Source organism: uncultured Aquimonas sp., from assembly GCF_937888285.1.
Classification (GTDB): domain Bacteria; phylum Pseudomonadota; class Gammaproteobacteria; order Xanthomonadales; family Xanthomonadaceae; genus Aquimonas.
The window spans coordinates 63441-77766 of record NZ_CALART010000015.1 but is presented as its reverse complement, the minus strand read 5'-3'; the positions used below and the strand labels follow the sequence as shown (position 1 = coordinate 77766).

General features: G+C 70.9%; 9 protein-coding genes. 5 read left to right on the top strand and 4 right to left on the bottom strand.

The window, feature by feature from the left end:
- Window positions 1-9: 9 nt before the first annotated feature.
- From Q0654_RS04895 to Q0654_RS04885, 3 genes are read right to left on the bottom strand one after another with little or no spacing between them, the layout of a single operon-like run.
- A complete protein-coding gene (locus Q0654_RS04895) occupies window positions 10-2886 on the bottom strand; it encodes an EAL domain-containing protein (protein ID WP_298851063.1) in 2877 nt (958 codons plus the stop codon).
- A complete protein-coding gene (locus tag Q0654_RS04890; protein ID WP_298851061.1) occupies window positions 2883-3323 on the bottom strand; it encodes a response regulator in 441 nt (146 codons plus the stop codon). The genes Q0654_RS04895 and Q0654_RS04890 overlap by 4 nt, the downstream gene beginning before the upstream one ends.
- Window positions 3323-8491 (bottom strand): PAS domain-containing protein, encoded by a 5169-nt coding sequence (locus tag Q0654_RS04885; protein ID WP_298851059.1) that lies wholly within the window; start codon window positions 8489-8491, stop codon window positions 3323-3325. The genes Q0654_RS04890 and Q0654_RS04885 overlap by 1 nt, the downstream gene beginning before the upstream one ends.
- 255 nt (window positions 8492-8746) lie before the next feature.
- Here Q0654_RS04885 and Q0654_RS04880 point away from each other — a divergent pair, with 255 nt between their 5' ends.
- The 4 genes from Q0654_RS04880 to Q0654_RS04865 are packed head-to-tail and all read left to right on the top strand — an operon-like array spanning window position 8747 to window position 12588.
- On the top strand, window positions 8747-9979 hold the full coding sequence (locus tag Q0654_RS04880) for an FIST N-terminal domain-containing protein (RefSeq protein ID WP_298851055.1): 1233 nt from the start codon (window positions 8747-8749) through the stop codon (window positions 9977-9979).
- Window positions 9980-9984: 5 nt separating this feature from the next.
- On the top strand, window positions 9985-11127 hold the full coding sequence (locus tag Q0654_RS04875; protein WP_298851053.1) for an ATP-binding protein: 1143 nt from the start codon (window positions 9985-9987) through the stop codon (window positions 11125-11127).
- Window positions 11124-12212: an HDOD domain-containing protein gene (locus Q0654_RS04870; RefSeq protein ID WP_298851051.1), complete on the top strand. Its 1089-nt coding sequence runs from the start codon at window positions 11124-11126 to the stop codon at window positions 12210-12212. The genes Q0654_RS04875 and Q0654_RS04870 overlap by 4 nt, the downstream gene beginning before the upstream one ends.
- Window positions 12205-12588 carry a response regulator gene (locus Q0654_RS04865; protein ID WP_298851049.1) on the top strand — a complete coding sequence of 128 codons (384 nt, stop codon included), beginning with the start codon at window positions 12205-12207 and terminating at the stop codon, window positions 12586-12588. The genes Q0654_RS04870 and Q0654_RS04865 overlap by 8 nt, the downstream gene beginning before the upstream one ends.
- Before the next feature lie 67 nt (window positions 12589-12655).
- On the opposite strand, the gene Q0654_RS04860 is transcribed toward Q0654_RS04865, so the two are convergent.
- Window positions 12656-12862, bottom strand: coding sequence for a DUF465 domain-containing protein (locus tag Q0654_RS04860; protein ID WP_298851047.1), 207 nt, complete (start codon window positions 12860-12862; stop codon window positions 12656-12658).
- A gap of 181 nt (window positions 12863-13043) precedes the next feature.
- Between Q0654_RS04860 and ttcA the strand changes: the two genes are divergently transcribed.
- Window positions 13044-13979 carry a tRNA 2-thiocytidine(32) synthetase TtcA gene (ttcA, locus tag Q0654_RS04855; protein WP_343230118.1) on the top strand — a complete coding sequence of 312 codons (936 nt, stop codon included), beginning with the start codon at window positions 13044-13046 and terminating at the stop codon, window positions 13977-13979.
- Window positions 13980-14326: the final 347 nt, after the last annotated feature.

Sequence of the window (14326 nt, the reverse complement as noted above, 5' to 3'; positions counted from 1 at the left end):
GCCCGCCGCTCAGGCCAGCGGCTCGCGCGCGGCGCGTTCGTCGTACTGGCGGAAGGCATCGCGCACCTGTTCGCGCAGGTCCTCGTCGTCCCAGGGCTTGGTCAGGAACTTGTAGATCGCGCCGCGGTTGATCGCGTCGGTCAGCGTGGCGAGGTCGGTATAGCCCGACAGCACGATGCGCATGGTGTCGGGGTACATCTCCTTCACCCGCGACAGGAACTGGGTGCCGCTGATGCCGGGCATGCGCTGGTCGGAAACGATCACCTGCACGCGGTTCTTGGCCAGCAGCTCGAAGCCCTCGGTGGCATTGGTCGCGGTGTGGATGACGTAGCCGTCGCGACGCAGCACGCGCACCAGGGCGCGCAACACGTTCTCCTCGTCGTCCACCAGCAGCAGGCCGCGCTCGGGCCGCGCCAGGCTCATCACCATGGGGGCGACATAGCGCTTGGCGAGCAGTGCCGTGGCCTCCTCGGCCGGTACCGGCGGACTGAACAGGAAGCCCTGGAACTCGTCGCAGTGGTTGCGCAGCAGGTAGCCGAACTGGGCCTCGGTCTCGACGCCCTCCGCGATCACCTTCAGATGCAGCTCGTGACCCATCGCCGTGATCGCCCGCGCGATCGCCGCCTCGCTGCCGGCCAGCGCCACGTCGCGCACGAAGCTCTGGTCGATCTTCAGGCGATCGACCGGGAAGCGCTTCAACTGGCTCAGGCAGCTGTAGCCGAGACCGAAGTCGTCGAGCGCCAGCTGCACGCCCAGCGCCTTCAGCTTGGACAGCACCGCCAGCGAGCGCGCGAGGTTCTCGACGATGGCCGACTCGGTGGTTTCCAGCTCCAGCATGTGCGCCGGCAGGTCGGCGGCCTGCAGGGCATCGCGCACTTCGTCGACGAAGCTCATGCGATGCAGCTGCAGGGCGCTGACGTTGACGCCGACGCGCAGTTCGGTGTGGCCCATGTCCAGCCAGCGGCGGCCCTGGCGGCAGGCTTCCTGCAGCACCCAGCGGCCGAGGTCGATGATGCTGCCCAGCTCTTCGGCCACCTGGATGAAGCGGCCGGGTTCGATCAGGCCGCGGTCGCCGGTGCGCCAGCGCACCAGGGCCTCCATGCCGGTGATGCGGCCGTCGCTGCCGTTGACCTGTGGCTGGAAGTAGAGGACGAACTCGTTGGCGTGGATGGCGCTCTTCAGCCGGCTGCCCAGCGACAGGCGCTCGCGCAGCTCCTCGGCATGCGAGGCCGAGGACGCCAGCACCGAGTTGCGGCCGCTGCGCTTGGAGCGGTACATCGCCGACTCCGAGCACTGGAACAGTTCGACCGGATCGCGCGCGTTGTCGGGATAGAGCGCTACGCCGATGGTTCCGGACAGGAACAGCTGCGAGCCGGCCACCGGCACCGGCACTTCGAGGGTTTCGCGGATCTGCTCGGCGATCGCCAGCGGCTCGCACTCGCCCGGGCGGTAGCGCAGCGCCAGCACGAACTCGTCCGAGGTCAGCCGCCACAGCTTGCCGGCGGCGCCGGTGATGTAGCGGATGCGCGAGGCCAGCAGGCGCAGCACCTCGTCGCCGCCGCGATAGCCGACGCTTTCGTTGACCGACTGGAAGCGGTCGATGTCGATGCACCACAGCGCCACCTGCTCGCCGGCGCCGGCGGCTTCCTCGAACAGCCCTCGCAGGGCATCGTCGGGATCGATGAAGCGCGGCAGCCCGGTGACCTGGTCATGGCGGGCCAGATAGGCCAGCTCGGCCTCGTGGCGACGGCGGTCGGTGAGGTCGGTGGACACGCCGATGTAGTGGGTGACCTCGCCCTCGGCGTCGCGCACCGGCGCCAGCGTCAGCTGGTTCCAGAACAGGCTGCCGTCGCGCCGGTAGTTGCGCAGCACGACCTCGCACTCGCCCTGTTTGGCGAGCGTTTCGCGCACCGTGCGCAGCGCTTCCTGGTCGCGATCCTCGCCCTGCAAGAAGCGGCAGTTGCGGCCGAGGATCTCGGACTCGGCATAGCCGCTCATGCGCACGAAGGCCGGGTTCACATAGACGGTCGCCAGATCGGCGCTGCGCGCATCGGCGATCAGCATGCCGCTCTTGCTCGACTCGAAGGCCCGCGCGAGCAGGCGTGCTTCGGCCTCGGCCGCGCGTTTGGCGGTGACGTCGTTGATCAGCACCAGCCGCGCCACGCGCTCTTCGAAGCGGATGTCGTGGGCGGTGATCTCGACCCAGATGATGCTGCCGTCGCGACGGACGTGCCGCACCGGTCCGCGCCGGTAGGGGCCGGGTCGCGAGGCCCTGACTCCGGCGAGGAAGGCGGGTACGTACTCGGCCGGGCGCAGGTGGGTGGAATCCATGCGCGCGAATTCCTCGCGCGAGTAGCCGTAGTGCTCGACCGTCGCCTGATTGACCGCGAGGAAGCGCAGGGTCTCGTTGTCGCAGACCCACATCGGCATCGGGTTGGCCTCGAACAGCAGGCGATAGCGCGCCTCGCTGGCCTCGATCAGGCGCACGTCCTCGGCGCGGTCGAGCGCATAGCGCACGCTGCGGCCCAGCCGCTCGGCGTCGAGTCCACCCTTGACCAGGTAGTCGGCAGCACCGGCTTCCATCGCCCGCAGGTCGACCTCGCGGCTGCCCTGGCCGGTGAGCAGGATCACCGGCAGCGGGGTCGCGCTGTGGGCGACCTGTTCGATGAAGGCGATACCGCTGTCGGGGCCGATCCGGTAGTCGACCAGGCAGATGTCGAAGGGCGCCTCGCCCAGCAGGCGGAAGCCCTGTTCCAGGCTGGCGGCGGCGGTCACGTCGGCGCGGAAGTCCTCGACCTCGTCGAACAGCGCGCGGGTCAGGAAGACGTCGTCCTCGTCATCGTCGATCAGCAGCACGCGGATCCGTGGCACCGGCCGGGCCATCATTCGCCGGCTCCCGCGGGCGGCGCGACATCCAGCCAGCGGCGGGCGATCAGGCCGACCATGTCGAGCAGGGCGCCGTACTCGGCGGGTTTGACGAAGTAGGCGTCGCAGCCGGCGCGGCGGGCGCGGCTGGCATCATCCTCGGCGGCCGAGGTCGACATCACCACCACCGGCACCGCCGCCAGGGCGGGGTTGGCACGCAGCCGGTCCAGCGTCTCGCGGCCGTCCATGCGCGGCATGTTGAGGTCGAGCAGGACCAGCTGGGGCGGGCTGTCCAGCGGCGCCGCATCGATCGCTTGCAGCAGGCTCTCGCCATCGCCGTGGAAGTCGAGCCGGCAGGCGATGCCGCACTGCTCGAAGGCGTCGGAGAGCAGGCGACGGTCGTCGCTGTCGTCTTCGGCGACCAGGATCCAGCAGGGTCGGGTGGCGTGGGCGGGCATCAGGCGGAATCCTCGCAGACGGGCGTCGCGCTGGAAAGGGCGCGGCCGGCCGGCAGGTCGAGCTCGAAGCGGGCACCTTCGCCCGGACGGCCCTCTGCGTGGATCTGGCCGCCGTGGCGTTCGACAATCTTGCGCACGATCGCAAGGCCAATGCCCGAGCCCTCGTAATCGCTGCGGCCGTGCAGCCGCTGGAAGGGCGCGAAAATGCGCTCCTGGTACCTGTTGTCGAAACCGATGCCGTTGTCCTCGACCACCAGGTGCACGCGGCCGCCGCGCAGCTGTGCCGACACCCGCACCTGCGGCCGGCGCTCCGGCGCCGCGAACTTCAGCGCGTTGCCCAGCAGGTTCTGCAGCAGCTGGCGCATCTGCGTGGGGTCGGCCTCGACCTCCGGCAGCAGGCCGGCCTCGACCGTAGCACCGCTGGCCTCGATGCGGCTTTCCAGGTCGGACAGCACTTCGGCCAGCACCCGCGACAGCGCGACCCGCTGCGGCTGGTGGGCATTGCGCGAGACCCGCGAGTAGGCCAGCAGGTCGTTGATCAGGGTCTGCATGCGCGCGGCCGCCGAGCGCATCCGCCGGATGTAGTCGGCGGCGCTGTCGTCGAGCCGGTCGCCCAGATGCAGGCGCAGGCGGTCGCCGAAGGCCTGGACCTTGCGCAGCGGCTCCTGCAGGTCGTGCGAGGCAACGAAGGCGAAGTCCTGCAGCTCCTGGTTGCGCGCCTCGACATCTGCCAGTGCCGCCTGCAGGGCGGCCTGCGCCCGCCGCGCTTCGCTGACGTCGGTCTGGATCAGGAACACTCCGACCGTGGTGCCGTCCACCTCGATCGGCAGGGTGGTGCTGACCGCATCGAAACGCCTGCCGCCGGCGTCCTCGGCCAGCAGTTCGAAGCGCTGGATGCCGCCCTCGGCGGCGAGCTGGATCCGCTCGCTGATCAGCGCATGGGTGTCGGCGGGCAGGATATCGGTGAGCGCGTGGCCGATAAGCGCCTCGCGCCCGCGGCCACTGACCGCCTCGGCGGCGGCGTTGCAGTCCTCGATGCGGCCGGCGGGGTCGAGCGCGAACACCGCGTCCGGCACCAGGGAGAACAGGGACCGCAGGCGCTGCCGGCTGTCCTCCAGGCGGCGACGCGCGGCATTGGTCTTCAGCGCGATCGCCGACACCGAGACCGCCGAGTCGATCGCCTGCAGCAGCTCGAACGAAGGTGCGCCCGGCTGCGCCAGGTAGCAGGCCAGCACGCCGCTGACGCGCGCGTCCTGGCTCTGGATCGGGGTGGCGACGATGCCGCGGATCCCCTCGGCCGCGCAGGCCGCGTGGATGCGCGCATAGGCAGGGTCTGCCAGCACGTCCTCGATGACGATGCGCTCGCCGCGCTCGACGGCGATGCGGCTGGGCGCTATGCCCGGCACGGTGCTCAGGCCGAGCATGTTGGCCTTGAAGGCAGCACTGAGCGCGGGCGCCTCCAGGCCGCTGGCGCCGCGGTTGAGGTCGACCCCGTAGGCGATCGCGACCCGCACGGGATGGCCATGCTGCAGCTGGTCGATCACCGCGCGCAGGCTCTGCTGCAGGGTGTGGCCGGTGGCGATCCCGCGCAGCACTTCGATCTTCTCCTGCTCGCGCTGCTGCGCCTCGCGCTGGCGGCTGATGTCCTGCATCGTGCCCAGCAGGTAGACCGGCCTGCCGCCCTCGTCCCGGGCGATCCGCGCCTGGGTGTGGACCCACAGCACGCGGCCATCGGGATGCACGACGCGATAGTCCAGCTCCAGCAGGTCGGCCGTCGCCAGCGCCTGGCGGAACTGCTCGCGCACCCGCGCCCTGTCCTCGGGGTGCAGGCGCGCCTTGGCGCTGTCCACGGCGAATTCGCCGTCAGCGAGCCCGAGGATGCGGCGACTGACTTCGGAGGCCTCGAAATCGATGATCTCGCCGCCGCGGAAGTGCAGTTCCCAGGTGCCGAGACCGGCGACGCGCTCGGCACCGGCCAGCAGGGCGCGATTGCGCGACAGCGCCTCGAGTTGCTGCTGCAGATCGGCGCGGGTCTTGCGCAGCGCCTCGATCAGGCTGGCCCAGTCGCGCGCCAGCGCCAGGATCTGGCCGAACTGGTCGAGCACCTCCAGCTCGTCGTGTCCGAACTCGGCCTCCGACGGCGCCGACAGCAGCAGGTGTCCGCCGCTGCCTCCCGCCGTGGAGCGCAGCGGCACGCACAGCAGGCCCGCCAGCGGCAGGTCCAGCGCGCTGGCGCTCAGTTCGCCGTAGGCGGACTGCGCAAGCAGCTCCACCGTGCTCAGCCGGCGCGCTCCGCCGCGCGCCAGCCGCTGCAGGAAATGCAGCGTCTCGGGGTCGATCGCAGACGGCCAGGCAAGCTGCGGATCGAGATCGACGCTGGCCTGCGGTGAGGACTGCTGCGGATCCGCCGATGTCTCCAGCAGCAGGGCGACCCCGCAATGGAAGGCGCGCCGCACCTCGGCAAGCAGGACCGGCACGAGGTCGGCATCGCCCAGCTTCTGGCTGGCCAGCAGCGAGGCCTGGTGCAGCGACTGCAGTTGCCGTGCCTGTCGCTCGGAGCGCGCCAGTGCGGCCTGCAGCGCCTGCGCCTGGCGCTTCTGCGCGCTGATGTCCTGCAGGGTGCCGGAGATCGCGCGGATGCGGCCGCCCGAGTCGCGTTCCGCCCGCGCCAGGCTCAGCGCGTCGATCCACTGGCCGTCGGTGCGCTGCACGCGGTGCTCCAGCAGGATCTCGCGGCCCTCGCTGAGCAGGGCATCCAGCGCCAGCGACAGCCCGCCGCGCTGGACCGCCGGCACGTGCTGCAGCAGCAGGTCACGCGACGGCTGCAGCTGCCCAGGCAGCAGGCCGAGGATGCGGTAGAGCTCGTCGCTCCACAGCCAGGTTTCGCGGTGCAGGTCGTAGCGCCAGCTGCCGACCCTGGCGAGGCGCTGGGCGCCGCGCAGAGCCGCCTCGCTGCTGGCCAGGGCCTCGGCGCGCTCGCGCTGCTCGCCGATATCGCGCAGCAGCACGGCCAGGCCGTTCGGATGGGCGAAGGCGCGCACCTCCAGCCAGCGCCGCGAGCGCGGATTGAAGGCCTCGAAGCGGGACTCGCTGGTCTGTCCCAGCGCATGCGCCAGCGCCCCGCCGTGGCCCTCGCTTGCCAGCTCCGGCCAGAGTTCGGCCAGCTCGGTGCGGGCGGCGACTTCGCCCTCGCCGGCGAGCATGCGGGTCGCCTGCAGGTTGGTGAAGGACACCCGCAGTTCGCGGTCCAGGAACAGGAAGCCGTCGCTGATGCTCGACAGGATCAGGCCGATCTCGTCGAGCGAGCGGTCCAGCGCCGATTCGGTGGCCTGGCGCGCCGCGACCTCGCGCTCCAGGCCGCGCGCGATCGACTCGGCGTTGCGCGCGCGCTGCTGCGCCACCAGCGCCAGACGCACCGCTGCGGCAAGGCTGCCGCCCAGCAGGATGCTCATCACCAGCACCAGGGTCGGCAGCCGCGAGCCCATCAGCTGGACGAGCTCCGGTAGTGGCTGCACCCGCAGCCGCCAGCCCTCGCCGAGGCCCTGCAGACTGCGCTCCACGCTGCCCGAATCGACCGCGGCACGCTCGCCGCGGGCCTCGTGGATCAGGCTCTCGCCCTGCTGCAGGCGCAGCGCGAACGGCAGCTCTGGACCCTCTAGCGGCGCCTGCGCGAGACGCGAGGCGTCGACCAGCAGGCGCAGGCGCTCACCAGGCTGGGTGCCGGCGACCGACACGATCATCCATGCGGGACGCTCGGCGCCGAGCAGGGGCGAGGCCTCCAGCGGACGCTCCTCCAGCAGGCCGGCGAACAGCGCGCGCAGTCGGCTTTCCTGGCGTTCCAGCTGGGCTGCCAGGGCGGGGTCGCGCAGCTGCCAGCCGCTGCCGCGGGCGTCGGCGATCGCGATCACCGCGGCATCCGCTTCGGCAAGCAGGCGCATTGCGCTGTCGCCCAGCGTCGGCGCCAGCTGCAGCTGGCGCGCAAGCTGGTCGAGACGCTGCTGCAGGCGGCCCTGCAGCAGATCGGCGACGTCCGTGCTGGCGCGCTCGATGCGCAGCGTGTTGTCCGGCAGCACCGCGCGCCACCCGACCACGCCCAGCAGCACGGTCATGGCGCCGAGCGTGGCCGGCAGCCACGCGGCCAGCGGGCGCTGCGCATCGCGGCCCAGATCCGACAGCAGCACCAGGGCGAGACCGAGGGCGAACTGCCCCAGCGAGGCCAGCGGCCCCAGTGCCTTCGCCTCGCCCCAGGGATTGAGGCGGTCGGTCTCGAGCAGAAAGCCGAGCAGGCCCAGGCCGGCGATCAGGATCAGCAGCAGTCCGCAGGCCCAGGCCAGCGTCCGCCAGCCGAGCTGGCGCTGGCGCTGCTGCAGGCAGAACAGACCGACGCTGGCGAGTCCAAGCGAAAGTTCCGAGGTCAGCGGCAGCGGAGCGCTCAGCCCTACATCAAGGCCGAACATCGGCGCCGCCCAGCCGGCGGCGGTGACCACGACCAGCGTGGCCAGGGCAAGCAGCAGGCCGGTGGCCCAGCGGCGCTGGCTGCTGGCGACGGCCAGAAGGCAGAGCGTTGCCATGGCGAAGGCGGTAGGCGCCAGCAGCTCGATGTCGAGCTGCGGCAGGCGGCTGCAGCCATCGACCACGGCCGCGGCCAGGGAGAATGCGGTCGCCAGGCGCGCGCCCTCGCGCAGGCCCATGCCCATGGGCAGTCCGCGCCGGAGCAGGGCGGCCCCCAGTCCAATCGCCGCGCAGGACAGCAGCAGCGGAAACGCCCCCAGGGTTGCGCCGCTGGGGCGACCGCCGAACACGCCGAGCGCGTTCAGTCCCCCCAGCAGCAGCAGCGCGCCGGACAGCAGGCTGAGCAGACTCTGGCGCGCCGCTGACCGGTAGCGCGCCAGCCCCAGCGCCGCCGCCAGCGCTGCCGCCGCCAGCAGCGCGAGCGAGGCGGGCCCGTTCCAGCCCCACATCGCGTACGCGCCGATCACCAGCACGCCGGCGACGCCCGCGCCCACCGCCTGCGCCGCGAGCACCGCGCGCAGCGCCGGCACCGGCCACAGCAAGGCCAGGGTGGCCAGGGTGGCCCACAGCGCCGTCGCCGCCGCACTCCACAGTCCGAGCGAGCCCGACAGCAGCGCCAGGCCGACCGCTGCCGCGCCGCTGGCCGCAGCAAGCACGTCGGCAGCGCGGAGGTTGATCAGGGCAGGGGGGCTGTTCAGTCGAGGGCTCCGCGGATCCGCACCAAGCTTACTGAACGCCGGCAGGCAAAGCGCGCGCCGCGGCACGGGCCATGCACGCGTCCCGGCGTCGCACCCGGCCGGTGCCTGCCCACCGGGGCGGCGCGGCGAACTTCCGGCTGCGAATCCCATGCTCGGGAAGCCTTTCGTACACGCAAGCGAGGACAGGCGAGTGCAACTCGGATCAGGCGGAACATGAGCACGCCGACGCGCGAGCGTCGCGAGCCGCCGCGCCCGGTGGCCGTCGGTGCCGGTATTCCGTCGCCGCGACGGGCCCCGGTGCCTGCGCCGGCGGTGCCTGCGCCGCTGGTGGTCGAGAGCGTGGCCAGCGCGCTGGCCGATCCGGCGGATGCGGTCGCCGAGCTGCGAGCCGAGCTGCAGCGCCGCAGGCCGGGGCTGGCGCCGACCGCCGCGATCTTCTTCTGCGACGGCCTGTATCCACTGCAGTCGCTGGCCGATGCGCTGAAGGCCGGCTTTGCCTGTCCGCTGCTGGGCTGCACCAGCGGCAGCCAGATCGGCCCCGACGGCTTCCGCAGCGGCGGCATTTCACTGCTGGCCTGCTATGGCGACGGTCTGGGCTTGTCGACCCACCTGATCGAGCCCCTGGCCCAGGCCGAGTCCGCCGTGCAGCGGATCGCCGCCGGCCTGGCCGAGCGCCCGCCCGCGCCAGGCTGTCGTCGCTTCGGCCTGCTGCTCGTGGATGGCCTGCATCAGGGCGAGGAGCGGCTGGCGCACACGCTCTACCACGGCCTTGGCGACGTGCCTTTCGTCGGCGGCTCGGCCTCGGATGAAATGCGCTTCGAACACACCCCGGTCTACTTCGACGGGCGTTTCCGCAGCAATGCGGCCGTGTTTGGCGTGTTCGAAACCGCGCATCCGTTCCAGGCCTTCCGCGTGCAGCACTTCGTGCCGCGTCGCGAGCGGCTGGTGATCACCGAAGCCGACCCCGAACGCCGGCTGGTCATCCAGATCAACGGTCTGCCTGCCGCCGAGATGTATGCGCATGCGCTGGGCGTCGGCGAGTCGGAGCTGACGCCGGAACTCCTCGAAGCCCACCCCCTGCTGCTGCGGGTCGGCGACACCCATGTGGTGCGCGCGATCAGCCGGGTCACCCGCGCCCGTGCGCTGTCCTGCCTGTCGGCCGTCGAGGCCGGCGTGCTGGTCGACATCGGCGATGCGCGCTCGCCGCTGCAGGCACTGCAGCGCGGCTTCGCCGAAGTCGAGCGGCAGCTCGGCGCGCCCGTCCTGGTGCTGGGCTGCGACTGCACGCTGCGGCGCCGCCAGGCCGAACGCGAGAACCAGCTGGCCGAGATCGGCGGCTTTCTGGCGGCGCAGCGGGTGTTCGGCTTCTCCACCCACGGCGAGCAGTTCAACGGCCTGCACATCAACCAGACCTTCACCGCGATCGCGGTGGCTGCCCGGAGCTGAGCGGAATGAGCCCTGTTTCTCCCAAGGAGCCCGGATCGGAGGCAGCGACACGACTGGCCAGCCAGGGCGCGGCCGAGGACGCCGATCCCGCGGAGCTGCGGCGCTTGCTGGCCGCGCGCGACCGCACCATCGAAGTGCTGATGCAGCGCCTGGAGCATCGTGGCAGCAGCGACCCGTCCGCCTTCGACCTGCTGGAGCAGAACATCGCGCTTGAGGCCGTGGTCTCGCGCAAGACGCGCGAACTCGATCGCGAGCGCACCCAGCTGCAGCAGGCCCTGGCCGAGCTGCGCAGCACCCAGGCGCGCCTGCTGCAGTCGCAGAAGATGGAGGCCATCGGTCAGCTCGCCGCTGGCGTGGCGCATGAGATCAACACGCCGGTCCAGTACGTCAGCGACAACGTCAGCTTCCTGCGCTCGGGCTTCGACACCCTGCTGGCGGTGGTCGACCAGTACCTGGCCCTGCTCGCCGAGGCGCGCGCTGGCGCGCTGCCGCCCGAGCGGCTCGACGCCGCCGAGGCCGCGCTGAAGGCCGCGCGCCTCGACTACCTGCGGCGCAACGTGCCCGATGCCTTCGACGAATCGCAGGAGGGGCTGCACCGCGTCTCGCACATCGTGATGGCGATGAAGCGCTTCTCGCATCCCTCGGGCGAGGACATGGAGCCGGTCGACCTCGCCGAACTGATCGATACCACCGTGATGGTGGCGCGCAACGAGTGGAAGTACGTGGCCGAGCTCGAGACCCGCTTCGACCCCGCGCTCCCCTCGGTGCCCTGCTTCCGCGACCAGATCAGCCAGGTGGTGCTGAACCTGATCGTCAATGCCGCCCATGCGATCGGCGACGTGGTGCTGAAATCGCCGGGCAGCAAGGGCCGCATCGAGATCAGCACGCGACTTGCCGGCGACTACGCCGAGATCCGCGTCGCCGATACCGGCGGCGGCATTCCCGAGGCCATCCAGCGCTCGGTGTTCGATCCTTTCTTCACCACCAAGCCGGTGGGCAAGGGCACCGGCCAGGGGCTGTCGATGGCCTATGCCACCATCGTCGACAAGCACCGCGGGCGCATCCACTTCGAGACCGAGCCCGGCCAGGGCACCTGCTTCGTCATCGAGCTGCCGCTGCAGGCCCAGGCCGGCGAGGAAGCCGCATGAGGGTGCTGTTCGTCGACGACGAGCGACGCGTGCTGGTGGGCCTGGAGCGCATGCTGTTCGGGCTCAACCGCGACTGGGAGATCCTGCTCGCCGACAGCGGCGAAGCAGCGCTGGCCGAGTTCGAGCGCGGCCCGGTCGACGTGGTGGTCACCGACATGCGCATGCCGGGCATGGACGGCGCCGAGCTGCTGAAGCGGATCCAGCAGAAGTCGCCCTCGACCCTGCGCATGCTGCTGTCCGGACACACCGAGACGCAGGCGGCGATGCGCGCGCTGAACGTCGCCCAGCAGTTCCTGTCCAAGCCCTGCGAGCCGCAGGTGCTGGTCGACACCATCGAAGGTGCGGTGGCGCTGCGCAACCTGCTGGCGGATCCGGCGATCGGCGAAGTGGTGGGCAGGATCAAGCGCCTGCCGGCGGCGCCGCACGTGTTCGCCAAGCTCAACCAGGCGCTGCAGGATCCGAACTGCGACGCCCGCCAGATCGGCGCCATCCTCGCCGAGGATCCGGCGCTGACGGCCAAGGTCCTGCACATGGCCAACTCGGCATTTTTCCCTTCGGCCGGTCGCGCGGTCACCGATCTCAGGACAGCGGTCTCGCGGATCGGCTCGACCATGATCCGCAACCTGGTGCTGGCAGCGGAGGTCTTCAGCCAGGACGCCGGGCGCGCCGACGTCAATGTCCTGCAGCGCCAGGCCCTGCTGACCTCGCTGATCGCCGGCCGCATCGCTGCCGGTCGCGCCGACGTCGATCAGGCCGGCATCGCTGCCCTGCTGGCCAACGTGGGCAAGCTGCTGCCGCAGCCGGAAGGCGCGGCGGCGGAGCGCTTCGGCTACTCCGAAGTCGGCGCCTATCTGCTCGGGGTGTGGGGCCTGCCGATGGCCATCGTCGAGGCGGTGGCCCACCATCGCCAGCCGCAGCGCAGCGGTGCGCGCGAGTTCGGCCTGGTCGGCATTGTCCACGTCGCGGTGGCCCTGGCGACGGGCGAGGAGGTCGACGAGCTGCATCTGGAGCGCATGCGCGTTCTCGACCGCCTGCCGGATTGGCGCGCCAAGGCGCAGCGCATCGTCGAGAGCAGCGATGACTGAGCCCCTGCCGCGCGTGCTCGCCGTGGACGATGAGCCCAACATCCTGCGCGCATTGACGCGCAGCCTGTACGGCAGCGTCGAACTGGCGACCGCAGTTGGACCCGAAGAAGGCCTGAAGGCGCTCGAAGCAGATCCGCACTTCGACGTCGTGCTGTCCGACCTGCGCATGCCCGGCATGGACGGCCTGCGCTTCCTCGCATGCGTTGCCCAGCGCTGGCCGGCCACGGTGCGCATCCTGCTGACCGGCATGGGCGACAGCGACAGCAGCGATGCGGCTCGCGCCAGCGGCGCCATTCACCGCGTGCTGGCCAAGCCCTGCCCGGCGGAAGAGCTCAAGCGCGCCATCGCCGAAGCCATGGGCCGGACGGATGCGTGAAGGCTGAGGTGCTGCGGCACGCGCCGGTGCCCGCTGCGCTGTTTCCCGAATCCCGAATCCCGGCCCTTCAGGCATCCAGATCCGGGATCAGTCCGCTCTCCAGCCGGGCGATCAGGTCCTTGATGCGCAGCTTGCGCTTCTTCAGCCGCCGCAGCTGCAGCTCGTCGGTGCCGGGGGTTTGCGCCATGCGCTCGATCGCTGCATCGAGATCGCGGTGCTCCAGCCTGAGCTCGGCGAGCTGGGTGACTGCATCGGCGGTATCGCTCGACAGCATCGGGGGCATCCATGGCGCGTGGCGGAAGCGAGCCGCAAGCTTAACCCGCGGACGGGGCTGCGCCAGAGGCACGGCGGGTGCCGTGAACGCGCACCCGGCGCCCCGGTAAGGCGCTGCTAAACTGCGCGGCCGCCCGCGTCCTCCGGCGCACCGCCTTCTCGCCCCTGCGATGCCCCTTCCCATGTCCAGCGCCCGCAAGCACGAATACGAGCACAACAAGCTGGCCAAGCGCCTGCGCCACCAGGTCGGCCAGGCCATCGCCGACTTCGGCATGATCGAAGAAGGCGACAAGGTCATGGTCTGCCTGTCCGGCGGCAAGGACAGCTACACGATGCTGGACGTGCTGCTGCAGCTGCAGGCCAAGGCGCCGGTGCGCTTCGAGCTGGTGGCGGTCAACCTCGACCAGAAGCAGCCGGATTTCCCCGAGCACATCCTGCCGGCCTACCTCGAAGGCCTCGGCGTGCCTTTCAAGATCCTGGAGCAGGACACCTACTCGGTGGTCAAGCGGGTGGTGCCCGAGGGCAAGACGATGTGCTCGCTGTGCTCACGCCTGCGTCGCGGCGCGCTCTACACCTACGCCGCCGAGCAGGGATTCACCAAGATCGCGCTCGGCCATCACCGCGACGACCTGCTGGCGACCTTCTTCATGAACCTGTTCTTCCACGCCAAGCTCTCGGGCATGCCGCCCAAGCTGCGCTCGGACGACGGCCGCCACATCGTGATCCGCCCGCTGGCCTACGTGGCCGAGGCCGACATCGCGCGCTACGCCGAGGCCAAGGGCTTCCCGATCATCCCCTGCAACCTCTGCGGCTCGCAGGAGAACCTGCAGCGCAAGCAGGTGCGGCGGATGATGGACGAGTGGGAGCGCACCGCGCCGGGCCGCCTCGAAACCATGGCCCGCGCGCTGGGCGATATCCGGCCCTCGCAGCTGTCGGATCGCAGTCTCTTCGACTTTCTCGCGCTGGGTCGCGCGTCCGACGCACCGCTGCCGGATGCGCATGCGTGGCTGGCGGGTGAGCCTGCGGAGTCCATGAGCGAAGCGCGCGCAGCTCCCGCAGTCGAAGCGGTCGATGCGCCTGCACGCGTGCTGGAGATTCCAGTGCGGCTGCAGGCGTGAATGCGCATGTACGCCTGCATCCGGGTTCTCCTCACGCTCAATTCGAAGACCGCACCCCTCTCCCGCCGGGAGAGGGGTCGGGGGAGAGGGTTCGGGGCTTGCGCAGTCGTCGGAGAGTAGGACGCACTGTTGCCTTCACCTCGCGGCGTTGAGCGAACGATCCGCACGGGTTGACGATTGACGGACCGCCGGACCCTCTCCCCAACCCCGACTTTCGCTACGCTCGGGCTCACCGACCCGTGGGCTGCCACCGGCAGCCCTCAAACGGGCCCTCTCGCTCCACGGGGAGAGGGGCAAAATCACCACCGCTCGCGCGGCGAGCAATGACCGCCCGCAGCCCCATGCGC

Bases quoted from the DNA above. Each gene is read 5' to 3' on its own strand.
- Q0654_RS04895 (WP_298851063.1), bottom strand. From the start codon at position 2,886: ATGATGGCCCGGCCGGTGCCACGGATCCGCGTGCTGCTGATCGACGAT.
- Q0654_RS04890 (WP_298851061.1), bottom strand. From the start codon at position 3,323: ATGCCCGCCCACGCCACCCGACCCTGCTGGATCCTGGTCGCCGAAGAC.
- Q0654_RS04880 (WP_298851055.1), top strand. From the start codon at position 8,747: ATGAGCACGCCGACGCGCGAGCGTCGCGAGCCGCCGCGCCCGGTGGCC.
- Q0654_RS04875 (WP_298851053.1), top strand. From the start codon at position 9,985: ATGAGCCCTGTTTCTCCCAAGGAGCCCGGATCGGAGGCAGCGACACGA.
- Q0654_RS04870 (WP_298851051.1), top strand. From the start codon at position 11,124: ATGAGGGTGCTGTTCGTCGACGACGAGCGACGCGTGCTGGTGGGCCTG.
- Q0654_RS04865 (WP_298851049.1), top strand. From the start codon at position 12,205: ATGACTGAGCCCCTGCCGCGCGTGCTCGCCGTGGACGATGAGCCCAAC.
- Q0654_RS04860 (WP_298851047.1), bottom strand. From the start codon at position 12,862: ATGCTGTCGAGCGATACCGCCGATGCAGTCACCCAGCTCGCCGAGCTC.
- ttcA (WP_343230118.1), top strand. From the start codon at position 13,044: ATGTCCAGCGCCCGCAAGCACGAATACGAGCACAACAAGCTGGCCAAG.